The organism is Marinobacterium sediminicola, from assembly GCF_022343685.1.
Lineage (GTDB): Bacteria > Pseudomonadota > Gammaproteobacteria > Pseudomonadales > Balneatricaceae > Marinobacterium > Marinobacterium sediminicola.
In genome coordinates, this window is record NZ_CP092123.1 from 2,586,020 (window position 1) to 2,610,767 (window position 24,748).

A 24,748-nucleotide genomic window follows, 5' to 3' on the forward strand; every position below is an offset into this window, starting at 1 on the left:
CTGCGCAGCAGCTTTTCAAGACCAAGGATTCTTCATGCTCAGCAAAGTCGTTATACCCGTTGCCGGACTGGGCACCCGCGTTCTGCCTGCCAGCAAGGCAATTCCGAAAGAGATGCTGCCAGTAGTCGACAAGCCGGTCATTCAGCATGTCATTGAGGAAGCCATCGCGGCCGGGTTTACGCAGATTATTCTGGTTACCCGCAGTGGCAAATCTGCGATTGAGGACCACTTCGATCACAATGCGGAACTGGAGCAGATTCTGGAAGCCAAGGGCAAGGACCAGCTGCTGGCCAGCGTCCGTGACGTACTGCCGGAAGGTGTTCAACTGGTTAGCGTTCGCCAGGACAAGGCCCTGGGGCTCGGCCATGCCGTGCACTGTGCGGCCGGCCTGATCGGCGAAGAGGATTTCGCCGTGATGCTGCCGGACATGCTGATCGACTCCCGCACCGATTGCAGTGACCTGCAGGGCATGGTGTCCGCCTACCTTGAGTCGGGCACCGGCCAGATCATGGTAGAAGCCGTGCCGGAAGAACACGTCGAACGTTACGGTGTGGTGGACTGTCAAGGCAATGCCCCTGCGGCAGGAACATCATCACCGATGTACGATGTCGTCGAAAAGCCGCCCCGCGAGCAGGCACCTTCCAATCTGGCAATTGTAGGGCGCTACATTCTGCCGGGCCGTGTGATGTCGCTGCTGGCCACTACCCTGCCAGGTGCTGGCGGCGAGATCCAGCTCACGGACGCCATCAAAAGCTACCTTGAACAGGGCTCGCTGAACGCTTACACCATGACCGGTGATCTTTACGATTGCGGTAACAAGTCAGGACTGTTGCAGGCCAACATCGCGTTCGGATTGAAGCACGCAGAAACCGCCGACGATCTGAAAGCCTTTCTTGCACAGCTGTAACCAATACAAAAACGCCCGTCATAAGACGGGCGCTGATCGGCAAGCCTCAAGTCGATTACCCCTGACACCACCGCCTGCGTTGCAGCAGTTCCGGGTCAAGCTGACGACAGAGCTCAACATCAAGCTGAGCCCGCTGCGCCAGTCGCCTCAGCGATTGCGCTCGGCGAGGTTCATACTCCAGCACCGTTTCCAGTGATTGCCAGATTCCCTGACGTTCAGTGGCATCCATTTGCGGCCAGGCAATGAGTCCAATTTCAACCCTCATCGCATGTGCAGGCATACGACCCGGCCCCAGGCGAGCAGAATCGGCCAGTGCCTGATGGAACTCGGCATCGAACTGAAGATTGCGCAGCTTGGCGTAAGCCAGTTCATTGTGGGTGTACGGCCAAAGGGGACGCGTTTCAATCGCTTGGCGATAGAGACTGATCGCCGCTTCACGGGCACTGCGCGCCTCTTGCGCACCACGAGGTGCATTCAGCTGCTGCCACTCCATGATCTGCGCCCTTCGCGTGAGGTAGAGGCCGTTCTCACTGGGGTACCAGCGAATGGCTCGCTCGGCTGCAGCATCCGCTACGTGCCAGGCACGCGACTGGGGAGCCTTGCGCTTCTCAATCCAGTCATCGATAAACATCTGCGCCTGCACCGCGGCCACATCCGCCACCAGCACACGGAAAGCCACCACCAGCAGCACGCCACCCAGCAACAGCATCACCAAAGCCAGGGGCTTACGCCACACAGGGGCAAGGCTATCTGAAGCGGTCGGCATCAGAAATGCACCTCGGCAATCGACCAGGGGTTGGTGGTTACCAGTGCCGCCGCCTGACGATCACCCACGATGGCAGCTGCCGCCTGTAAACCCTCGCGCAAGACAGGGGGACGATGAGAACTGTTGTGGGCATCTGTCGCCAGAATGAACACCTTGTCTTCTGCCAACAGCTGATGAGCAATGCTCTGAGCAGACTCACCAAAACGACCTGCGACCGACGCCGCCGTGACCTGAAGCAGGCAGCCCTGATCCAGAAAAGGTTTCAGCTTGGATGGGGACTTCATCACGGCCTTGTTGCGCTCAGGATGCGCGATCATCGGCGTGATCCTGCGATCCATCAGCCAGCGGGTCAGCTTCTCGGCACCGAAGGGAATCTCGCCGTGAGGAAACTCCAGCAACATCACCTTGCGCCCTTCCCGCTCCCCCAGGAAGGGAACAGCCTGGCGCGCCACGCCCTCCATCAGCTCCAGCCCAAAGCGGACTTCAGCCGCAGAGGAGACTTTCAGGGTAATGCCGGCTTCAATCAGCGCCGAGCGAAATAGCTCCAACGCGGGCTCGATAGTCGCGGGGGAATTCTCATAACGCCCTGGGTGAATATGAGGCGTGCAGACAAGATGGGTAATCCCGTCCGCAACGGCCATGCGTGCCAGCTCGATCGACTTGCTCACATCTTCGGCGCCATCGTCGATTCCGGGCAGAAGGTGGTTATGCAGATCGATCATGCCCATGACATTACGCCTCTTTGCTACCGCTGTAGCCGTAGTAGTCGTAGTAACCACCGTAGCTGTAGCCGTACTTCTTCGCTTTCTTGATATCGACCTGGTTCAGCACCACACCGGTGACCGGAGCATTGTTCTGCAACAGCTGGCCGACACCCCGCTTGGCAAGCGGCACAGCCGTGGCGTCTGACTTGATCACGTAAATCAGCGCATTGGCATGGGTCGACAGCACCAGTGCATCGCTCACAGCCTGAGTGGGAGGTGAATCGATGATAATACGGTCATACTGTTTCTCAAGGACTTCCAGCACCTTGGCAAAGCGCTGAGAAGACAGCAGCTCCAGCGGATTGGGCGGCACCGTACCCGCCGTCATCACATCCACACCGTCACCCAGTTCGTGCAGACAGTCATCCAGACGTGCCGTACCGGCCACCAGGTTGGCAAGACCGGGCGTACCAACCGGGAAGTCGAAGCTCTTGGCGACCGTTGGACGACGCATATCGGCATCGATCAGCAGTACCTTTTCCATCTGGCCCATAGCAAACGCCAGGTTGGCCGAAACGGAACTCTTGCCCTCACCCGGAATGGAGGAGGTCACAACCAGCACCTTATGGGGATTATCCAGGCCGGACAGCACCACACCGGTTCTGATGGTTCTGATCGATTCAGTAAACGACTTGTCCTCATCCTTCACGAACATGCGTGCGATGTCCTGACGCTCCTTGCCCTTCAGCATCGGCAGAATACCGAGTACCGGAAGGTTCAGCTTGTTCTCGACATCTTCGGTGCTCTTGAAGGTGTTGTTAAGGAATTCCTGCAACAGCGCCATGGCAACACCTGCCATCAACGCCAGAATACCGGCCAGCGCCACAATCAGGCTCTTCTTCGGCTTGACCGGAAGGTCCGGCACCACCGCGGGGTCAACCACTCGCGCGTTAACCGCTTCAAAGTCGGACGTTGCGGAGGTTTCCTTCAAGCGAGTCATGAAGGTGTCGTACAGGGAGCGGTTGGTGTCCACTTCACGCTGAAGTTCACGCAGTTTGAACTCCTTGCGTTTGATGTCCTGTATCTGCTCCTTGTTCTGATTGAACGAGCTCTGCAGCGAACGCTCATTGGCCGTGGCCAGCTGGTACTCACGTTCGATGGATGCAACGACCTGATCCACCTGGGCCTTCAAGTTGGCGCTAGCCGCATTCAGCTCGGTTCGAGCCGAAATCATTTTCGGGTGCTTGGGACCGTATCGACGGGACAGTTCCTGTACCCTTGAGCTTGCCCGACCCTCTTCGGCCTTGAACTGCTGCACCAGCGGGTTGCTCATCACGGCAGGAACAGACGCCAGGCGCTGCCAGCCACTGCTTTTCATGGACGCAACCTGACGGTACTGACTTTCAGCTTCAGCACGATTGCGACGCGCATCGATCAGACGATCACCGGTCTGAGACAGCTCGCCACCGGCAACCGTCGTGACACCTTCCAGATCGACCAGGTTTTCCGCTTCACGGAACTCCTGCAAACGGCGCTCGGATTCCTGCAGTTTTTCCTTCAGGCCCGCCAGACGCTCGTTCATCCAGTTGGTCGCTGTCTGGGTCATATCCAGCTTGGCTTCCAACTGGCTCTCGATGTAGGCATTGGCCAGTGCATTCGCCGCCTGAGCCGCCAGACGGCGATCCGCCATCTCGACTTCGACCTTGACCAGCTGAGTTTTCATCACCGGCGAGATCGTCGTGCGCTGCATGAATGACTTGACCACCTGGTCAAAAATGCGCGCTTCGGTCATCTCTTCGGTTTCTTCGAGATCATCAGGCGTGGTCATGGGCAGCCAATCACGCACATCGAACTTGCTGAAAAGCCCACGCACGTCGATCAGCGGTTCCGGCTGCTGACGCGGGTCCAGCTCAGGGTGCAGGGTAAGATTCAACTGACGCACCACACGCTCGGCCAGTTCGCGCGACTTCAACAATTCGAACTGTGTCTGCAGGTATTCGCTGCTGCCACCTTCCAGACCATAGATATCCTCAATGGATACGGCCTTGGCTGTTTTCTGCTCGATCAGCAGGGTGGCAGATGCCTTGTAAATTGGGGTAAGGCTCAGAACGACCAGTGTGGCCAGCATCATCACCACCAGCATCAGGGTGATAATGCTCCATTTGCGCCGCCAAATGGTCTGCCAGAGCTGCAGCAGATCAATCTCGTCATCTGCCAGGCGCTGCGCCAGAGATGCCTTCTCCGGCTGAATGTTCGTGTTTGCCATAATCAGAAGAAGCTCTGCTCGATAGTAATGATGTCACCCGGCTGAATCGGCGTGTCCATGGTCGCCTTGAAGGTCTGCTTGTCTCTGCCCACCTCCCGAATCACCGACATCTTGCTTTCCGAGGCACGCTCGGTCAGACCACCGGCCAATGCCACGGCCTTGCGCAGGGTCAGTCCCGGCTTGAAGGGATAGCCACCTGGATTCTTGACTTCGCCATTCACAAAGAAATCACGGTACTCAATGATACTGACCGACACTCGCGGGTCGATCAGGTAATCACCCTTGAGTCCACGGGTAATGATGTTTTCCAGCTCGGCAACGGTTTTGCCGAGTGCACGCACCTCCCCGAGGAAGGGGTAGGAAAAGGTCCCCGCATCGGTCATGCGTATCTGATCGAAGCTCAAGTCCTCTTCACCGAAGACATTGATGCGAATGACATCACCGGATCCCAGCTTGTACTGGCTGTCTCCTGCTGCCCATACATGTCCGGCCGGCAGCAGAAAGGACAGGATGAGTAAGACGGGCGCGAGTAAACGCTGAATCATTTTGCTTTGCCTCTCAAGTGGCCCAACATAAAAAAGGGGAGTATCAACTCCCCTCTTTCACAGATCGAGGACCATTACAGACCCATGGTCAGTTTCACCTGGTACAGGTTACGATCGTAGCTCTCGGAAGCAACGGTAGAGTCCACATCCTTGAACTTGTAGCCGGCACCCACGCTCAACCAGCGACGCAGCTCGTAGTTCACGCCTACGCCGAAGGCATCGGTCTCGTCTTCACGGTTGGTTTCGTACTCTTCCTCAGTGAAGCTGTAGTTCACGTCAGTCGACATACGATCAGACCACTGGTGGTTCCAGTTCAGGCTGGTACGTGTGGTTTCGATGTAGTCTTCAGCACCTTCGGAACCTTCATCCAGGCTGCGATTGGTCTGCAGGGTGAACGCAGAGTAGGAGCGCGGCTTCCAGGTCACACCCACTTCCCACATGCTGCCGCTGGTGTCTTCACGGGTCGCGCTGTCGAATTCCTTGTCTTCGTAACCGATCTTGGCGGTACCGCTGGTCTTGGCAGTTGCGTCCCAGGTGACACCCACCAGATAGGCCATGGAATCGCTGTCCAGTGTAGACGTCGCCAGCTTGTAGTCATTATCGGTGTAACGCACCTCAAACAGCGCACGGGTCTTCGGTGCCAGACGGTAGTAAGCGGTCGCACCAAGAGTCGTGGTGTCACGTTCCAGGTCGTCATTGATGCCGCCTTCATTGTCGTAACGCAGCCATTCCTGGTTGGCCGACAGGTCGAACTGCATGGTGGCCGACTTGGCGCCGTAACCGTAGGTACCGCCGATGTTGTAGGTATGGAACTTGTCGTTCACACCCGCCACCTCGGTGTCAGCCACGTTTTCGATCCTGTCGAAGCCGGCGTTCAGATCGAGACGGCTGCGCGCGCTGAACTCCATGTGTGAATCCAGATCCAGGTGATGATCCGTGTTGTTGTCGTGCTGGCTGGAGTGGAAAATTTCGCTGTTGAAGGAGTAGGTCAGCTTGTAGATATTCAAGCGATCCTGAGCCGCCAGCTCGAATGTCGGATTGATGGCCGTGATCCAGGAAGACTCTTCGTCATCGCCAGACTCGCGGAAGTTATCATCATAACGCTCGGACAGCTGCAGCGTCGGGGTGAACTTCATGCCACCCAGGTTCATGGACGCTGCTTCAATTGCCAGAGCGCTGCTGCTGCCTGCCAGCAGGATGGCAGCCGACAGGGCGTTAAGAGTAAATGTTTTACGCATGCTTAAAAGCCTTTCTAATTGGTCCGGTGAAAAGCCTGACAGCTCGGTCAGGCTTGTATCAGAATTTTAATCCGGCCATCAGGCAGGGCTGTTGCTACCGCTGCTGCTACCGCCTTCACCCGGTGTGGTGTCGCCTTCAACATTCTGGGTATCACCACCGCCTTCACCACCAGTCTGCTGTGTCGTGGTCGCTTCATTCACACTGGCAGTGATAGTGCTCTCAGCTTGTTCCTGCGTCATGACACCCGCCTCAACTGCAGCATCAACGGCGGCGGTTGTGATTGATTCCTTCGCAGCCGCAGGCGCAACAGAAGCCGCAGCCGCTGCGATTTTAGCGGCCAAGCTCGGGTTGGCGGCTACTGCTGCCTTGACAGCATTGGCAATCGCAGCCGTATCGCTGCCCAGTCCCTGAACGACTGCTTTGATGGCTGCTTCGATCGCCGCTTCATCGGTCGCGGATGCCGCCAGCACCTGATCCTGAACAGCCTGGCTCATCTGAATACCGGCATTCTGAAGTGCGGTCAGGGTTGCCTGATCAGCCAGCGCATTACCGGAAGCCAGCAGAGCGGCCAGGGAAAGAGTAGAAAGCGTCTTGCGCATGATTACGTCCTCACAAGTTGTATGTCTGAGCGCACCGGTTTTCTCGTCCAGCTCGGAACGACATGGGTCCGGCAAAGGGCACCAAAGTAAATTAGCTATAAGTGGTTAGGAGTGTATTGCTTTACAAGCTTTTTTTCTACCTTACCCCCCCATAAACCGTCAGGTTTCTGTCAGTTTTTTTCAAACAAAAGTATGAGCTGGCCTTGTCCGAGCCGGATCATTAAAATCGGGCCGCATGTTTTGCTGCCGGACGCAGCCCCGCTTCTGTTCACACTGCATCAAGGACCTCCGAACGCCATGCGCCAGACTCGTTCACTACTGGAAAACAGCCTGATTTTCGGCACACTGGCGTTGCTGGTGTGGCTGCCGCTGCCCATGGGTAGTAACCGCGTCTGGGCCGGTGCGCTTTTCTGCCTGGTTGCCGCCGCCCTTACCATCGGCTGGGGGTTACTGCAACTGCAGAAGCACGAGTCCCATAACCGTGCCCTGAAGCCCGCTCTCCCCCTGTTGGGGCTGTTGCTGCTCACCCAACTCTGGGTACTGCTGCAGTGGCTGCTGGGCCTGACAACCGACGTCGGCCGCACGCTCTATTATCTGATGCTGGGACTGGGGTACAGCTGCCTGTTCATACTCGTCGTCGGCCTCTTCCATACCCGTCGCCGCCTGACGTTACTGGTCAGCGTTCTGGTGATCAGCGCCACGCTACAGGCCTTTTATGGCACCTTCATGACCCTGTCAGGGATCGAGTGGCTTCTGTTTGAGCCCAAAGTTCATAACCGGGGAGTCGTCACCGGCACCTTCGTCAATCGCAACCATCTGGCCGGCTATATGGTCATGGCTCTGGGCTGCGGCATCGGGCTTCTGATGGCCCTGCGAGACGGTTCCCCCCTGCGCTGGCGTAGCCTGCTGGACATGCTGATGGGCCCCAAGGCCCGCCTGCGACTGGCACTGGTCATCATGGTCATCGCACTGGTCATGACCCGTTCACGCATGGGCAATACGGCCTTTTTTGCCGCGCTGCTGATCATCGGCGGACTGTTTATCCTGCTCAACAAGGAACATCGTCTGCGTAATGGCCTGATTCTGGCCAGCCTGATCGTGATCGATGTGCTGGTGATCAGTCAGTTCTTCGGGTTGGAGCAGTTGAAGGATCGTCTGGTCACAACCCAGATCGAAGACCGCATTGAAGATGGCGTGGTCGTGCAGCAGAAAAATGTCGTGCGAACGGATGTCTTTGCCTATGCCCTCCAACAGCTGGAAGACCGGCCACTGACCGGCTTTGGCGCCGGTGCCTTCGAAAGCAGTTTCCAGCAATATCCGGGGCCGGAACTCCGCGGTCATTATGACCATACCCACAATGACTACCTGCAGTTCCTGATCGAGTATGGACTGATCGGCACCCTGCCGCTGGCCGCCTTCGTCCTTCTTGCGCTCAACCATGCCCTGCGTGCACTCTGGCATCGCCAGTCCTGGTACCGCAGTGGACTCGGCTTCGGCGTGTCCATGGCCCTGCTGGGGCTACTGATCCACTCCTTTGCCGACTTCAACCTGCAGATACCGGCTAATGCCGCCACCTTTGTGGTGATCTGCGCCATCGGCCTGCAGGCCCGTTACCATCGCAAGACCAAACACAGAAACTGACTTCGGCACTACTCCTGTACGACAAAGCAGCTCTGCCCCTCTTCCTGCAGGGATCTGCAGAGCTGCTGAGCCTGATCACGCCGATCATAATGTCCTGCATGCACACGGTGTATCACTCGACCGTCATCCAGTCGTGCTGACCGCACCTCGACGGGCACCCCCTTGAGGCTAGCAAACCGCTGTTGTAGCCGCAGCCCCCCCGCTTTCGCCCCCTCCAGATCGGAGAACGACCCCATCTGCACGGTAAAACGGACACCCAGGGACTGATCACGCGCCTGCATAAGCCGCGCAACCTGTGCCAGCGCTTCTTTTGCTTGAGGGTGGCCGTTGTCACGGGCTCGCCCGAGCCACACCTGGGCCTGCTCAATGTCAGCCGAAATCGTCTTGCCAGCCCCGTTCAAATACAGCAGACCCAATTGGAAAGCCGCCTGCGCCTCACCCTGCTCGGCGGCTTTTTGCCACCAGTATTGCGCCTCGTCAGCACGGCCATGCTCATCGTCCGCGAAATAGCACAGGGTACCCAGGTTCAACTGGGCTGCACGATGCCCCAGTTCTGCGGCGCGTCGATAGAAGAATTCAGCCTGCTTAAGATCAGGCGCCATGCCCACGCCCTTGCGGTAAAACTGTCCAAGATTGAAAAGCGCTGCAGCATCGTTCTGTTCGGCCTGTTCAAGCCAGCGTGATACCTGAACGCTGAGCTTTTGACTCAGATCCGTATTGTGACCAGGCTCATCAGACGCTGCCGCGACCGGTACAGTCAGCATGACCAGCAGCATGCAACTGATCCCGGCTTGCAACACCGCCCTAGACGGCTTTTTCAACCAGGCTGTCAACAGACTCCTCCTTGCAGAGCAGGTCGACGATTTCAGACTCAGGCCGATAACCATTAACAGTGCTCAGCAACAGCTCACGCATCTTTTCATGCTGCCAGCGCCCGGTGCAATGCTCAAGCTGTTCCAGTACCGGGACCAGCTGCTGCCAGGACAGCATCTCTTCGGAGGCACGCATGATCATGGGATGATCGGTGCCCTTCACATCGCCCCCAATGAGCAATTCCTCATAGAGCTTCTCGCCGGGGCGCAGACCGGTAAAGTGAATTTCAATATCGCCGTCCGGACAGGTTTCATCCCTGACCCTGAGCCCCGCCAGCCGGATCATTTCCCGGGCAAGATCGACGATTTTTACCGGTTTCCCCATATCCAGCACGAACACATCACCACTGTTGCCCATCGAGCCTGCCTGGATCACCAAGGCCGCCGCTTCAGGAATGGTCATGAAGTAGCGGGTGATCTCGGGGTGAGTGACCGTCACCGGGCCTCCCGCTTCGATCTGGCGTCGGAACAATGGGATCACGGAACCGGATGATCCCAATACATTGCCAAAACGCACCATCGCAAAGCGGATAGGGTGGCCAGCATGTTGCTCACGCTCACTGAGAGCCTGGAGCACCATTTCGGCCAGGCGTTTACTGGCCCCCATCACGTTGGTGGGCCGAACCGCCTTATCCGTCGAGATCAAGACGAAGTTACGGACACCGCTGGCGATGGCGGCTTCTGCCGTGCGCAGCGTGCCCAGCACATTATTGCGCAGCCCCGCAGCCATGTTGAACTCCACGATGGGTACATGTTTGTAGGCGGCCGCATGATAGACCGTGTTCACGCCATAGTGACGCATCACCTGCTCCAGATGCGCCTGATCCTGTACCGAGCCCAATACCGGCAACAGCTGCACGCCCAGCGCTTCGGCCTGCGTGCGCAATTCGCCCTCAATGGCGTACAGGCCGTATTCCGAAAGCTCAAAGAGCACCAGCGCACGAGGCTGTAACCGGATGATCTGTCGGCACAGCTCAGAGCCGATGGAACCGCCCGCGCCGGTGACCATCACCACCTGTCCGCCAATACAGGCACTCAGCAAGGCTTCGTTCGGTTCCACCGCGTCACGGCCCAGCAGATCCACTACATCCACGTCTCGAATGTCGCTGACGTCGATCTCGCCGCTGGCCAGCTCGGCCACACCGGGTACCACCTTGACCGAGACCGGATAAGCATCGATGCGCTCCACCATGATGCGGCGCTCACTGCGACTGAGGCTGGAAATGGAGAGCAGGACGGACTCCACTCCATAACGCTCGATCAAATCCGGCAAGGCATCCAGCGCATAGACCCTCAGCCCGGCAATTTCGGTCCCCTGCTTTTGCGGGTCGTCATCGATAAAGGCCACGGGCGACATCTCGACTGAATGACTCAACGCCGATGCCAGCTGAGTACCGGCGCTGCCGGCACCAAAGAGCACTACGGCCGGTGCCTCTGCATAGCGACGTCGACCGGCTGACAACCAATGACGAATCAGCCAGCGAGCATATAACCGGCTGCCGGCTACCAGGGGCACGGCCGTAAACCAGTAGATGAACAGTACGGAGCGCGGCACCGGCACCTGCACCTGCAGCAGCATGATCACCGCGGTCCAAATAAGAACCGAAATTGTCACGGCCTTGACCGATACCCAGAGTGTCGTATGGCTCATGTACCGGATCACGGCACGATAGAGGCCCATCTTCGCCATCACCGGTACCGAGATCAGCGGCACCAGCAGGCAGGGGATCCAGTACTGGGTGATCGGCAACCAGATCTCACCCAGCCGCAGCGACAGGGCCATCCAGCAGGCAGAGAACAGCATCACCAGGTCCGACAGAATCAACACCACCTGCTTCTGCCGCCGTGATGCGTTAAGAAACGCGCGTATCACACCCGAGAACATCCGCTCATCCTATACATATGAATACTTCGACGGACCATAGTCCCGCCCTTCATGACCCCTGGCCACTTAAATGGCCACTCCGCGCCCTACTCCAGAGTAATGCCACCCCAGTTCGGCCATACGTTCAGGTTCGAACAGGTTACGACCATCCAGCAGCAGCGGCGTGTTCATTCTGGCCAGCACCGCTTCCATATCCAGGTTCCAGAACTCTTTCCATTCAGTGACCAGCATCAGTGCATCGGCTCCCGTTGCCGCCTGCTCGGCCGAGTCCATATAGCTGACCCCCGGCTGATCGCCCAGAGTGCGGCGCAGGGTTGGCAGTGCCATGGGGTCATAGACCCTGACCTTGACGTCATGGGCCAACAGCGCACGCAGCAGTGTCAACGCAGGACTGCCTTCCACCCCAGAGGTGTTGGGCTTGAATGCACAGCCCCAAAGCGCCACGGTGCGCCCCTGAATATCCGCCTTGAAATAACGCCAGAACTTCTGAAACAACAGGTCCTTCTGCTGCTCGTTAATGGCAAACACCCGGCTCAACAACCCGGGTTCCTCCTTGTTGTCCAGCTCTCGATTCAACTGGGCCAGGGTTTCCAGAAACGACTCGCCACCGAAGCCACAACCGGGGTAAAGATACTGAAAGCCGATACGGGAGTCAGTCCCCATTCCCTGGCGCACGCGCTCGATATCAATCCCCTTGTCAGCCGCCAACTGGGCCAGTTCATTCATATAGCTGATACGAGTTGCCAGCATGCCGTTGATTGCCAGCTTGCTTAATTCGGCCTCTTTGGGCGACATCACCAGCAAGGTATCACGGCGCCGGTTAAAAGGTGTGAGCAAACGCCGTATCACCCTGATAGCAGCCTCATCATCACAGCCCAGCAGAATTCGCTCAGGCCGGGTCACGCTTTCAAGGGCGCGCCCTGATTGGATGAAGGCAGGCCAATACAGCACACGCACATGTCCCGCCCCATGATCATCCAGCCACTGCTGCAGCTGCTCGGTGGTACCAATTGCGACCGGTTGAACCAGCGCCACCAGCATTCCGGTTTGATCCTGGGCATCCAGAGCGCCCAAAAACGCTTGAACTGAAGCCTGCAGAGATTCCTGCGAAGCGTGTCGTTCAGCCACCAGCAACAGGTCCGCTGCTTCGTGCTCACGGCCCAATTGCAGCCGCCCGGCCGCCTGCTGCTGCTCAAGCAATTGCTGCAGATCCGGTTCACCCATGTCGGAATCGGCCCGCGGAAGTCCTGTCTGCTTCAGACTGACACGACAGCCGGTTTGTGCCAGGGCGCCGGCCAGCGTCCAGGCCTCCAGGTTATCACCGAGGACATGTACTCTCATGACGGGTCTCCCTGATGATTGCGTGAGGCCAGCCGATGAGCACGAATACTCAGCGCCAACGCACGGGTTGAACTGTCGAGCGTCGTTCCACTGATATCGGCAGACTCCGCCAGCAACGGCTGCAGCTGCAAGGCGACCTGCTTGCCCAACTCGACACCCCACTGATCGAAAGGGTTAATGTCCCAAATGACCGCCTGAGTGAACACCTTGTGTTCATACAAGGCGATCAGCGCCCCCAGGGATTGCGGGTCCAAACGCTCCAGCAGCAGCGTCGAGGATGGCTGGTTGCCCGGGTACTGCCGCCAGGGATTGTCACTGGGCTCAACCGCTTCACTTCCAAACGCCAGCACACGGGACTGCGCCAGGCAGTTGGCAATATTCAGCTGATGTTGCGCCTGTAGCTGTTCGCTGTGGGCGTAATGATCCAGTGCCTCATAGCGACGTGCTGACAGAATGAAGTCCGAGGCGACCGCCTGAGTCCCCTGATGCAAAAGCTGGTAAAAGGCGTGCTGGGCATTGGCACCGATCTCTCCCCAGAGGACCGGGCAGGTCGAGTAATCCAGCGGCTCCCCCGCCTGGCTGACGGACTTGCCGTTGCTCTCCATTTCCAGCTGCTCAAGATAGGGGGGGAAGTACTTCAATCGACCATCATAGGGCAGAATGGCATGGGCTCTAATATCAAGGAAGTTAACATTCCAGATACCCAGAAGTGCCAGCATGACCGGCAGGTTCTGCAACAGTGGTGCGGTCCTGAAATGCTCATCCATGGTATGAGCCCCGGCCAGCAGCTGTCGGAATATGCTCATTCCCAGCGCCAGAGCGATTGGCAAACCGATGGTCGACCACAATGAAAAGCGCCCACCAACCCACTCCCAAAAGTGCAACTGGTTTTCCGGCGGCAACCCCCAGTCAGCCATGCGCTGGGCCGATGCAGAAACACCGACAAAATGACAGCGCACCACCAGTGCGTGATCATCACAATGCCCGGCTAGCCAGGAACGAACCGTATCGGCATTGGAGAGGGTATCGATGGTGGTAAAGGACTTGGACGAAATGATGAACAGCGTGGTTTCAGGATTCAGGTGATCCAGCAGATCGAATAACTGGCTGCCATCGATGGTCGAAGCGAAATGCACTTTGAGCGCACGTGCAGCAGGCTCGGCATATTCACGCAGAGCATGGGTGACCATCAACGGGCCAAGATCGCTCCCCCCAACGCCCAGATTGACCACATCGGTAATACGCTTGCCGGAAAAACCGCGCCAGACACCCGACTGAATTTTATCCACCAGCTGCGTCATGCGCTGCAGCTGCTCTTCTACACACCGTTGGGGCTCTGAATGCTGTTCTGCCGGAGCTCTCAGGGCTGTATGCCAGGCGGCGCGGTTCTCGGTACGATTTACCACCTCGCCAGTCAGGAGACGTGCACGTTCAATCTCGACACCGGCCTGCTCGGCCAGCCGGGCCAAGAGCGTCAATACGGACGTATCCACACGCTGCTTGCTGTAATCCAGCTGGATACCCGCTCCGCTGACGCGATAGGTACCGCCCCGCTCTGGATCAAATGCAAACAGAGTACTCAGGCTTGGCATTTCAGCCGCACGCTGATGCAGCTGATCGGTGGCTTCCACGTTCTTCATCTATGTCCTTTCCTGGCCGGGTACAACAGGCTATCACCATTGAACATCGATTATACGCAAGGCCGGGTTGAAGGTTACAGACCTTGGCCGGCGTTATTCATCCCTGGAGCCAGCTGACCGCCTAACAAGACCTATTGCACCAATTGAACCCGCGACCAGTCGTGGCCGATGCGCTGCAACATTCCATGCAACGCCGGGCTGGAATACTTCACCTGCTGATCCTGCCAGCGCCGCTGCACGCTGACATGGACGACCGGCTCAACATGGCGCACCACTTGCAGACGCATGGCGCGATAAAGTCCCTTGTACTCGTCGTGTTGGGGAGCTGCATGGTCAGGCATCAAGCCCCGGTGAAAGTGTGGAGCGAATGACAGCCCGTGGTGCTCGGCCTCCTGCATCAACCAGCATGCGGCATGGTCCCCCAAGCGGCGGTCAGGATAACCGCCACCAATATCGGAGTGAACACCGGCAAACCACACCTGCTGAAGATCGACCTCGCCACGGGTTCGCCACAGGGCCGGTTCAAAGTCCTGGCGGTTTTCGTCAATGGCAACCGCATGCCGTGCGTGATGGATGACCCGGCCGGGCTCGGTATCGTGAAACAGATAACGGGAAGAACCCAGTGTGCCCAAAAAGGGAGCGGGTATGCCCAAGGCCCCAACCGTATCGAACACACCGATAAAATGGACAGGGCTCATATCCGCCACCGCATAGGCCTGCCGGAACACAGTCGCACGGCGGCTCTCAGGCACTGAGCCAGCACCACGGCGACGATAGAGTGAGTAAGCACTGGCTATTTTGGCCGCATGCTCACGGCGAACAATGCCGGCATTGGCGATCAAGCCCGCCAGGGAACGCACGGTGTAGGCACCGCGACTGAAGCCAAACAGGTAAAGACGGTCACCCTCTTCGTAGTTGTGAACCAGAAAACGGTAGCAATCGAGGATGTTGCGATCCAGGCCCTTGCCGGTCAGGCCGCCGGAAAGCCTGTCACTGCCGGTACCGACACCGGCATCATAGAACACCACCTGCTTGTGGCCATGCACATCCTCCGCGGCGATGCCGCGTGCCATGCGCAGAATATGGGTGGCATGATCGGATTCCGGGGACTGCCAAGTCCCATCCGAACAGATCACGATCAGTTTCATATAACCTCCGTCCGTGGAGTATTTTAGTATCCCTTAACACGCAAACGTTTGAGTTAACCTTTGAATTTGATATTTACGCCATGATTAAGATCAGGGAAGCCTTACGACTTGACTCTGTCACCCGCTCCCTTCCCGGCAACGGTCATAAAAATGTACTTGAAATAAGCGCCCACGGTCAGGGTCTGCAGCATGGCCTGATCGGTTTCGGCCAGCAGCTCAGGTGTGGACATATCGATATCATTCACCTGCGCAAGACCGGTAATGCCGGGGCGAGCATTGAGCACACCGCGTTGTTCTCGTTCAGCGATCAACTCTTGCTGATTGAACAGGCAAGGACGTGGCCCGACCAGGCTCATTTCACCCTTGAGCACGTTCCACAGCTGCGGCAGTTCATCCAGCTTGGTACGGCGCAAAAAGCGGCCAAAGGGGGTAATGGCATCGGCACTGGCCAGATGGCTGGCCACCGAAGCGGTGTCCTTACGCATGGTACGAAACTTCACCAACGTAAACGGTTTCTTATGCCGCCCTACTCGCTCCTGCCGAAAGATGGGCGAGCCGGTATCAAAAAGGCCGATCAACGCCAGCAACAACAGCACCGGAAAGCCGCACACCAGCCCCAGCAAGGAAAATACAAAATCAAATAGTCGAATCACTTAAAGCACCTCTTCAACCCTTCTTCCACCGACACCGGTGGCTCCCACCCCAGCAGATTACGCGCCTTGCTGATATCTACCTGAAGCGAGCCCAATAATCGCTGTGCGACTGACTTTTTACCCAACATTGTAGCACCCAGCTTGAGCATCGATGCCGGGACCGGGATTAACCGATAGGGCTTGCCCATTGCCTTTGCAACGCCTCGCAACAGCTCGGTGGTCGACAGATCCTGCCCATCCCCCACCAGAAAGACCTGATTGGCCGCTGCCGGGTGATCGATGCAGGTGATGATCAGGTCAACCAGATTATCCACCGCCACGAAAGAGCGCTGGTTGTGGATGGCGCCCAAGGGTAACGGAACCCCCTTTTCAACCCAGCGCATCAAGTTTCCAAAGTTGCCGGGGGCGTTGGGGCCATATACCAGCGGTGGACGGATGATCACCAGCTCCATGCCGGTTTCACGCTGGATTTCCCACAAGCCCTGCTCCGCCTCCCACTTCGACTGGGCATACAACTCTGCGGGGTTCGGCGTATCATCTTCAGTGAACGGCTTCGTGTTTATATTGCCGTTTACACCAATTGAACTGATAAAGATAAAACGCTGAACGCCTGTCGCTGCTGCCTGATGGGCAAGGTTAAGCGTGCCTTCCACATTGACTCGGCGGTATTCTGCCAGCGGGTCGGCCACTTCGTCTTTCATGATGTGCGCACGGGCGGCGGCGTGGATGACGACTTGTTGGTTGATCAAGGCGGCGGACCAGTCGGTACTGACATCAAGACCTTGCACTTCAACGATGTTCGCTGCGAGGCTTTCAACAGGTCGGCGTACGGCAGCGGTCAGGTTTACATCAGATTTGGACTGCAAGGCCGTTGCAAGTCGATTGCCGAGAAAACCGGTGGCACCGGTCAGGAGAATATTGACTGCCATTTAATGTTCGCCCTTGTATCCATTAGGATTCTGGCTCTGCCACCGCCATGCATCTTCACACATGCGTTCGAGATCATACTCTGCCTGCCAGCCAAGAACTTGCTTGGCATGACTTGGGTCAGCATAGCATTGAGCTATATCTCCGGGCCGACGATCAGCCAGAGTGTAAGGCACTTTGCGCCCGGATGCGCGCTCAAACGCTGCGACGACTTCCAATACAGAATAACCCCGACCAGTCCCCAAATTAACGGTTAAGACCCCCTGATTAGACACCAGTGCATCCAGCGCCTTAAGGTGCCCTTTGGCAAGATCTACCACATGGATGTAATCGCGAACGCCCGTGCCGTCGGCTGTAGGGTAATCACTGCCAAAGACATTGAGTGATTCATGCATGCCCACCGCTACCTGTGCAATGTAGGGCATTAAGTTGTTGGGGATACCGTCCGGATCCTCCCCAATAAGGCCTGATTCATGCGCCCCCACCGGATTGAAATACCGTAGCAGTGCAATGGACCACTCAGCATCGCTTGTTGCCAGGTCTCGCAGCATGTTCTCAACCATCAACTTTGAACTGCCATAGGGGTTCGTCGTAGAAAGTGGAAAGTCTTCACGAATCGGCACACTGGCAGGATCGCCATACACCGTTGCAGACGAGCTGAACACCAGTTGTTTGCATCCAAATTCAGCCATTACCTGCAGCAAACAAACCGTACCGGCCACGTTATTTTCATAGTAACGCAAGGGCTGTTCAACTGACTCACCGACCGCCTTCAGGCCTGCAAAATGTATAACAGCACTGATCGGATACGCCTGAAACACTGCGCGCAAACAGACTTCATCTCGTATATCACCTTCTATAAAGATGATTTCCTGAGCCGTAAGCGTTTGCACTCGCGCCAAGCTCACAGGTGATGAATTGGATAAGTTATCCAGAACAACCACTGGCTTACCCGCCTGCAGCAGCTCTAGACAGGTATGGCTACCTATGTAGCCTGCCCCCCCCGTTACCAGAATCACTGTGTTTCTCCCGTCACTATCGATGCGAGAACCGGGTTAATCTTATGCACATCATACTGCTCGACTGCAATGCGGTGGCTTTCCTCTCCCATTCTTTTCAGCTCTAAAGGGTGCTCAATTAGATAGATCATCTTTTGAGCCAGCGCATCTGGGTTCCAAGGCGGAACCAGGAAGCCATTGACACCATCAATGACCGTTTCTCGGCACCCCGGAACATCCGTTGTAATGACGGCACGACCAGTCGCCATTGCTTCTTGTGTACTTCGAGGAAAGCCCTCTCGATAGGATGGCAATACAAAAACGTGTGAGTTAGCAATCCATTCATGAACGCTGCTGACGTGCCCAGGGTAAATAACAAGACCTTCATCAATAACAGCCTGTAGCTCTGATTCAGAAAGTGCAGTAGGGTTAAAAGAGTCTAGCCCACCGAGAATAATGAACTCAGCATCAGCATATGTTTTCTTTACTATCCGTGCAGCAGCAAGGTATTCAAATATTCCTTTCTCAGCCAAAAGTCTTGCGATAAATATAAATCGCACAGGCTTACTTTTTGCAAGAAGATTGAATGGGTACTTTTCTAAATCCAACCCAATAGGGCCTATGACTCTGATTTTTTTTTGGTTAATCCAGCTTTTACGTGACAAATCATTAGGATCATCAGGATTAAGGAACAACACCTCATCTGCTACTGAATAGCCAAGTGTCGACAGCACACCATGAGCGGCCTGTAGCGCTCTTTTTTTAAGGCTCATTCCGTTTTTTGAAGGAGTATGTATATATCCCAGCCCCTCCAGCATAGCAATACGCCTGGGCACACCTGCAAGCCAAGCTGCCAATGTACCGTAAATGGATGGCTTGACAAAAAAACTGAAGACCACATTCGGCTTTATTTTTCTCAACTTTTTTGACAAAGAAAAAGTATCAATACAGTCTTTTATTGGGTTTAAACCAGTTTTATTAAGTTTGTAGTCAACAGGGATTGCCCCCAAGCTTTCTACAACGGCTTTGCTTTCATCCGTGTAATCTAATGCAAAGCAATAAACGCTATGACCTGACAAAACCATATAACGGATAAAATCAACACGAAATATTAAAAGACCAGGTGATGCGTTTTGGGAAATTAATACAATTTTCATTAATACATAAACCAATGATTATTTATACTTGAGAGCGTAAGCCATCTTATTCTGATAGACTATAAAAAATGCTATTAAAATAGAAATATAACTAAACATCCGCAGTCGAGCGGCTGTACCAAGGTTATCATTACCAATTAACCATATTGTTGTATACACGACGAAGAAAACAATAAGGTAATCTATAAAATTATTCGAATACTTTCGGTTTCTAACAAGATAAATCAGCAAAAAAATAAATGGTGCTGACTCGAGTATGAATGCAACCACTGCAGAAAAACTTATTAAGTAAAGCCCGAGAATCTGAAAAACAAAAGATGCCAAAACCTCAGCTATAAAGGTTAATGAAGAAGAAAACGTCAAGCCGATATTACTCCCGCCAATCATGTTCTCATGGAAAATTGATCTATAGTTTAGAATCGGTTCAAGCACCCCTATAGAGAACATCACCTGAAGCAATACTACGAATGCAACAAGCGTAAGCCAAAACGGGTACCTTTTAAAACTATATAGTGAAGAAAAAAGGAGTGAAATTATATAACCAAAGCCTAAATATGGCCTAAAAAGGTATAAAATATATGCGATAACCAATCCCAATAAAATCAAACAAATCCTAAAAAATACTTTTTTTACTTCTGTTAGTTTTTTGTAAACAAACACACCAGCCAGCCATAGAAATACCATAGAAACATCCCGATACATATCTGTTGTCAAATACGTAAGGGTAGGATAACAACTAACAACAAATACAGCAGCCCAGTAAACGCGATTCTTGAGTAAGCTTGACTTTATTATTGAAAGATTAGCAACCATGAATGGAATGACGAATACTCCAAGCAAAGTTAATAGAAAAGTGACTCCGCCACGTGAGTAGAAGCCTAATTCATTCAGATACCTTAGTAAGATAGGCCAAAGATTTACAGCGACATCCACATCACCAACGGCATAAGCATGATAGTAATTGGAGTCATTCCCCCCACCAAAAAAATCATTACCTATATAAGATATAACTAACAATGTTATAACTTTAAAGCCAAGGACAAATAAAAATAAATAAAAATAAAATTTAGTATTCAAAAATACCCCCAAGGCCGAAATATATAATGCTTTGATAAATTAACAATTATTATGAATTTAATATAAACTCATAAAATCTTGATTTATCCAATATTGCACTCCATGATACTTCATCACTTAGACTTGTATGATTTGAATTGTTTATTTTAAGATCCTTCACATTGCGAATACAGTCAAGCCATGTAACTGATATATTATTTTCAAGAAAAAAATCTTCAGCCCATTGATATTTATTTGAAATAATACTTAACCCTGATGCCAAATACTCCAGAGTTTTAGTGCTTGTTTGTATGTTAAAAGGATAGATGTCCGGCGTATAGTTTAAACCTGCTCTACAGTTACGATAGAGTTCAGGCAAGTCTTTTCTTTCAACCCTACCTGTAAAGAATATATTTTTATTCCCTGAAAAATCTTGGCGTACACCATTATCAACACTACCAATCATAAGCACTTTAAAACCTAATTCTGACAACCTTTTTAGCTCATCAAGCAACCCCACACGTCCGCCAATAGAACCACAATAAACAATATCATATAGTGGATTTTCACTTGGTTTTTGGAAAAGCGCGTCATCAACCCCCATATCACGATAAATAAAGGGTGCTTCGCCTCGAAAACCAAGCTGATTATGTACAAGCTGATTTAAAAAAATTCGACCGTCAGGCTTTCGATTAAGAATTTTTTTTGTGAAGTCTTTTGTGCGCGCAAAAGGCGGTGTTGAAAGGCTCTGGTACTCATGTATTTCTCGCCAAGCACCTTTTTTTTTCCAAAAAGGTAAAAGCCCCATGAAGTATATATGTACATCGTGCAAAGGGTCTAGTAAATGCGATTCTGCCAACTGAACATCTAAACCCTTTGATTTTAAGTAATTAGAATAAGCATATGCTTCAGGGGTATAGCTTATTGAGTTAATAGTAATACCTACTGATAATGACAAATCAAACACCCCACGAATTTTTTAATTTAGCAAACACTTAGGTATTAAACAATATAATATCGAAGATATAAAAGGATCTTCTAATCGTTATATTTAGAGGTTGAAAACCATAAGTTTATTAACTTATTTAACTCTGCGCTAGAAATATATTATATGGTATAAACCGTTTTATAGCGCTTATTTGAAAAAGATTAATCAGTTGACTCCTCCTCTCTTAAAAATAAAAAATTTTATTAAAAACTTAATAAAAGAAATTGAAAATAGAATTCCAAAGTCGGCCAACACTGATTTGTATGCAAACCTAATAGATTCATATTTATTGTAATTTTGAAGATCCCTAGCCTGTATTAAATTGACACGAGCCTTAGCTTTATTGTAATTTTTTTTATTCTTGAATACTTCAACTACCTGCATTCTACCTGCATACATCTTTTCTAAATTGGCGGATAAATTATTGTCATGCCTTCTATATAAAGAAAATACCTTATCAATATAATCTAACTTTCCACCGGCTTCAGTTAAATCCAACCACATTATCCAGTCTTCGATTATAAAACCTTCTCTAAAGCCATTAACTGCTCTCACATTATCTAGTCTTAACATTGATGTCGGAGCAGGTAGATTATGTTTATGCAATAAAATATCATCAAAGTTATAGCTATTTTTATTCTTTTTAATTTCTTTTTTATAGTTATTCTTGTATAAAACCTCTACACCACCAAAAACACCTATTGAATTTAAATTATTTTCTAAATAATAAGCTTGCTCACGTGTTTTGTACGGACGCATGACATCATCACTTGCTATAAATGATACATACTTCCCTTCACACCACTCCAACGCCTCATTAAGTGTCACACACAAACCTTTATTTGGTCTTGTTCTGAAATCAAATCGAATAAAATGCTTCTCACACTGAGGCACAAGTTCTTGAATTTTAATTACAGATTCATCTTTCGACCCATCATCGATTATGATCAGCTCGATATTTTCATAGTCTTGCGCGATAACACTTCTTATACATTCTTGTACGTATTTATCATGGTTGTAGCAAGGTATTACAATGCTTACTAAAGGATTTTTTTCATTTTCCACTATTACATGCCACCTATCGATTTTAAAAGCCATTAATATATTAATAACTCAAAGCATAGAATGATTATCGACACTGTTTTGTGAGCATTACAATGAATAATAATTCCTATTCATAATTTTCCCAATAGCGAAATCTGTGCAAATCCTCAAGCTTTACACCAAACTCCTCCGAAAAGGATAACTTATCTACAAATAATGTTGAATTAATATCAATAATCATTGTGTTGCTTAAAATTGGATGAACAGGTCTATTTGAAACACTAATAGATGAAGAAAATCTCATTAAAGCCTGGTGCATCTTTTTTAACAATTTAATCTTTTTGGCTTTTCGAACAAATACTCTGGGCAATCGATTTATTATAAAAGGCTGTATGATTTGATCTAATGAAATTGACTCACCTTCTTTTCCAGTCTTAGTTTTTATTCGGCTATTTTCTTCTCTCATGGTTTCAGCGAATGACAACTCATCTTGCCTTAATTCGAGTAGTTGTGAGAGTAGATGCGTTAATTTTTCTTTATCTAATTTGAACTCCTCAAAGAAATAAAAATTAATATTTTTAAATTGATTCTTAACCTTTCTAAACAACCTATCAAAAAAAAACATGTCGTATTCTGGGTTAAGCTGATCTTTCTTTAAACATTCATAAAAACTATAGAATGTATCTTTCCCCTTAATTCTATGATATTTCCAGCGGTGCATTTCAATATAAGTACTATAAATAAAGTCAACGGGATTTCTAAGTGCCAGCAATATCTCAACTTCACAATCTTTACATAGGCTTGCTAACTTTTTATAAACAGTATCAAGTTTAATAATACTTGATACTGTTAAAGATTCTTCACTAATCAAGTTTACTTTATTTTTGCTTAATAACTTATTGAACTGATCACGTAACAAGTCTTCATTATAAACTTCATCTTCTGAACTTATCAGATTAATGATTTCGCCTATAGGATTGAAATAATTATGATGATGGCTAGTATAAGCACGCCCCAAGAAGTTAATTCTACCTTCTTGATGAAGTTTTAAAAATATCTGATTTTGAAGTGATGTGGTTGCCGTTTTTGGCAATCCCATGTGGATGACTAGCTTATACATTATTCAAAAAACCCGCTGCTTATGTAAATAAATACCCATCACTATCAAGTTGACTGTGTATGTCAACGCATATGCATGTACAACCCCTTGCAAATAATAGCGATCTACAATCAAAACTACTAGCAATAAAAATAAAATACTAATTAACAGTTCTTTTAATATAAAGAAGGTGGCTTTTCCCTTTGAAATTATAACATAACCTAACAATAGGCTAGCTATTTTAATCCCATCCCCTACCATCTGCCAGCCAAACAGCACTTCCATTTCGACAAACTCAGCCGTAAACAGCACACGTATTATATAATCCCTAAGCAGATAGATAACCAACCCACACGCAGCCGTAACTGGTAATATAATTTTATATCCTTGCAGTATTTCTTTTTTAATATCAGCAGGCTCTTGCAGTTCTGAAAGCTTAGGCAGGTAGTACACACTCAATGTGGTTGTCACCAACATCAGATAGGCTGCACTCAGTCGCCACATGGCTTCCCAGTAACCAGCCGCGTCCCAGCCAAGGGTTTCACCCAGGTGGTTACGGATCAGGATGTGGCTGAGCGGTACGCAGGCGGCACTGGTAAGCGCCATGGCGGTGAATTTGGCCAGGTTCTTGGCAGATTGCTTATCAATACCGCCTAGCAGGTAGCGTAGTTTGAACCAGCTGGCTTTGTAGGTGAGAAACAGTGTCACGAAGAAGGTCAAAGACTGGTAAATAGCCAGCGCAACCAGAGCACCATAAAGGCCCAGCTGAATCGCCATGACGGACGTTATCGCCAGAGCAAATAGGCTACCGGCAATATTGGCGGTTACATAGCGCTGTATCTCTTTTTTACCATTGAGAATGGCAAGCAAGAGGGTGTTCAACACAAATAGCACCAGTGTTGCCGCAAACCAAATAAAAACGCTGCCAAGGCTCTCATCTTTAAGGAACCAACCCGCCAGAGGTTTGTTGAGCGCAATAACAGCTAATGCAACCAACACCGAACCAGCCAATGAGATAGTGCCAGCTGTTCGCCATACGGCATGCTGTTTGGCTTCGTCTTCGTGGTATTCAGCCGTATATTTGGTAACGCCAGTATTGATCGCGCCGCTGGCCAGCGTTGTGATCATCTGCACTGCATTTTGGAACTGCCCCAACGCAGCGTAACCCGATGGGCCGACATAGATAGCCAGTATCTTGTTCAGGCCCAGCAAGGTCAGCATCTTGATAACAACCGCTATGCCATTGAGCAGGCTGGTTTTAATCAGTGTCATG

22 protein-coding genes are annotated in these 24,748 nt (G+C 51.7%); 2 read left to right on the top strand and 20 right to left on the bottom strand.

Annotated features, from left to right (window positions below; all coding sequences use genetic code 11):
* Positions 1 to 34 precede the first annotated feature (34 nt).
* A complete protein-coding gene (gene galU / locus LN244_RS11760; protein WP_239039974.1) occupies positions 35 to 907 on the top strand; it encodes a UTP--glucose-1-phosphate uridylyltransferase GalU in 873 nt (290 codons plus the stop codon).
* Between the two features lie 55 nt (positions 908 to 962).
* Here the strand turns inward: galU and LN244_RS11765 are convergent, their stop codons facing one another.
* From LN244_RS11765 to LN244_RS11790, 6 genes are all read right to left on the bottom strand, one after another.
* Positions 963 to 1,673, bottom strand: coding sequence for a tetratricopeptide repeat protein (locus LN244_RS11765; protein ID WP_239039975.1), 711 nt, complete (start codon positions 1,671 to 1,673; stop codon positions 963 to 965).
* Entirely contained in the window at positions 1,673 to 2,401 is a 729-nt protein-coding gene (locus tag LN244_RS11770) for a tyrosine-protein phosphatase (RefSeq protein ID WP_239039976.1), read from the bottom strand. The genes LN244_RS11765 and LN244_RS11770 overlap by 1 nt, the downstream gene beginning before the upstream one ends.
* A gap of 4 nt (positions 2,402 to 2,405) precedes the next feature.
* Complete coding sequence (locus LN244_RS11775; RefSeq protein WP_239039977.1) at positions 2,406 to 4,643, bottom strand: GumC family protein; 2,238 nt, start codon at positions 4,641 to 4,643, stop codon at positions 2,406 to 2,408.
* Between the two features lie 2 nt (positions 4,644 to 4,645).
* On the bottom strand, positions 4,646 to 5,188 hold the full coding sequence (locus tag LN244_RS11780; RefSeq protein ID WP_239039978.1) for a polysaccharide biosynthesis/export family protein: 543 nt from the start codon (positions 5,186 to 5,188) through the stop codon (positions 4,646 to 4,648).
* Between the two features lie 74 nt (positions 5,189 to 5,262).
* Positions 5,263 to 6,426 carry an outer membrane beta-barrel protein gene (locus LN244_RS11785; RefSeq protein ID WP_239039979.1) on the bottom strand — a complete coding sequence of 388 codons (1,164 nt, stop codon included), beginning with the start codon at positions 6,424 to 6,426 and terminating at the stop codon, positions 5,263 to 5,265.
* Positions 6,427 to 6,504: 78 nt separating this feature from the next.
* On the bottom strand, positions 6,505 to 7,026 hold the full coding sequence (locus LN244_RS11790; RefSeq protein ID WP_239039980.1) for a hypothetical protein: 522 nt from the start codon (positions 7,024 to 7,026) through the stop codon (positions 6,505 to 6,507).
* Between the two features lie 297 nt (positions 7,027 to 7,323).
* Between LN244_RS11790 and LN244_RS11795 the strand changes: the two genes are divergently transcribed.
* The gene (locus LN244_RS11795) at positions 7,324 to 8,667 is read left to right on the top strand and encodes an O-antigen ligase family protein (RefSeq protein ID WP_239039981.1); all 1,344 of its coding nucleotides are present in this window, start codon (positions 7,324 to 7,326) and stop codon (positions 8,665 to 8,667) included.
* Positions 8,668 to 8,675: 8 nt separating this feature from the next.
* On the opposite strand, the gene LN244_RS11800 is transcribed toward LN244_RS11795, so the two are convergent.
* The 14 genes from LN244_RS11800 to LN244_RS11865 form a co-directional block, all read right to left on the bottom strand.
* Complete coding sequence (locus tag LN244_RS11800; RefSeq protein ID WP_239039982.1) at positions 8,676 to 9,500, bottom strand: SPOR domain-containing protein; 825 nt, start codon at positions 9,498 to 9,500, stop codon at positions 8,676 to 8,678.
* Complete coding sequence (locus LN244_RS11805) at positions 9,472 to 11,424, bottom strand: polysaccharide biosynthesis protein (RefSeq protein WP_239039983.1); 1,953 nt, start codon at positions 11,422 to 11,424, stop codon at positions 9,472 to 9,474. Before LN244_RS11805 ends, LN244_RS11800 begins: the two co-directional genes overlap by 29 nt.
* Before the next feature lie 66 nt (positions 11,425 to 11,490).
* Positions 11,491 to 12,765: a nucleotide sugar dehydrogenase gene (locus tag LN244_RS11810; RefSeq protein WP_239039984.1), complete on the bottom strand. Its 1,275-nt coding sequence runs from the start codon at positions 12,763 to 12,765 to the stop codon at positions 11,491 to 11,493.
* A complete protein-coding gene (pgi, locus tag LN244_RS11815; RefSeq protein ID WP_239039985.1) occupies positions 12,762 to 14,405 on the bottom strand; it encodes a glucose-6-phosphate isomerase in 1,644 nt (547 codons plus the stop codon). The genes LN244_RS11810 and pgi overlap by 4 nt, the downstream gene beginning before the upstream one ends.
* Positions 14,406 to 14,536: 131 nt before the next feature.
* Positions 14,537 to 15,553, bottom strand: coding sequence for a DUF2235 domain-containing protein (locus LN244_RS11820; RefSeq protein ID WP_239039986.1), 1,017 nt, complete (start codon positions 15,551 to 15,553; stop codon positions 14,537 to 14,539).
* A 101-nt stretch (positions 15,554 to 15,654) separates the two neighbouring features.
* A complete protein-coding gene (locus LN244_RS11825) occupies positions 15,655 to 16,206 on the bottom strand; it encodes a sugar transferase (RefSeq protein ID WP_239039987.1) in 552 nt (183 codons plus the stop codon).
* The gene (locus LN244_RS11830) at positions 16,203 to 17,135 is read right to left on the bottom strand and encodes a UDP-glucose 4-epimerase family protein (protein WP_239039988.1); all 933 of its coding nucleotides are present in this window, start codon (positions 17,133 to 17,135) and stop codon (positions 16,203 to 16,205) included. The genes LN244_RS11825 and LN244_RS11830 overlap by 4 nt, the downstream gene beginning before the upstream one ends.
* Complete coding sequence (gene galE, locus LN244_RS11835) at positions 17,136 to 18,152, bottom strand: UDP-glucose 4-epimerase GalE (protein WP_239039989.1); 1,017 nt, start codon at positions 18,150 to 18,152, stop codon at positions 17,136 to 17,138. It abuts the gene before it with no gap.
* Positions 18,149 to 19,288, bottom strand: coding sequence for a glycosyltransferase family 4 protein (locus LN244_RS11840; protein WP_239039990.1), 1,140 nt, complete (start codon positions 19,286 to 19,288; stop codon positions 18,149 to 18,151). The genes galE and LN244_RS11840 overlap by 4 nt, the downstream gene beginning before the upstream one ends.
* Before the next feature lie 18 nt (positions 19,289 to 19,306).
* Complete coding sequence (locus tag LN244_RS11845; RefSeq protein WP_239039991.1) at positions 19,307 to 20,365, bottom strand: hypothetical protein; 1,059 nt, start codon at positions 20,363 to 20,365, stop codon at positions 19,307 to 19,309.
* A gap of 49 nt (positions 20,366 to 20,414) precedes the next feature.
* Entirely contained in the window at positions 20,415 to 21,302 is an 888-nt protein-coding gene (locus LN244_RS11850) for a glycosyltransferase family protein (RefSeq protein ID WP_239039992.1), read from the bottom strand.
* A gap of 195 nt (positions 21,303 to 21,497) precedes the next feature.
* Positions 21,498 to 22,397 carry a glycosyltransferase family 2 protein gene (locus LN244_RS11855; protein WP_239039993.1) on the bottom strand — a complete coding sequence of 300 codons (900 nt, stop codon included), beginning with the start codon at positions 22,395 to 22,397 and terminating at the stop codon, positions 21,498 to 21,500.
* A 106-nt stretch (positions 22,398 to 22,503) separates the two neighbouring features.
* Positions 22,504 to 23,496 carry a hypothetical protein gene (locus LN244_RS11860; RefSeq protein ID WP_239039994.1) on the bottom strand — a complete coding sequence of 331 codons (993 nt, stop codon included), beginning with the start codon at positions 23,494 to 23,496 and terminating at the stop codon, positions 22,504 to 22,506.
* A gap of 3 nt (positions 23,497 to 23,499) precedes the next feature.
* Positions 23,500 to 24,747, bottom strand: coding sequence for an O-antigen translocase (locus LN244_RS11865; RefSeq protein ID WP_239039995.1), 1,248 nt, complete (start codon positions 24,745 to 24,747; stop codon positions 23,500 to 23,502).
* Position 24,748: the final 1 nt, after the last annotated feature.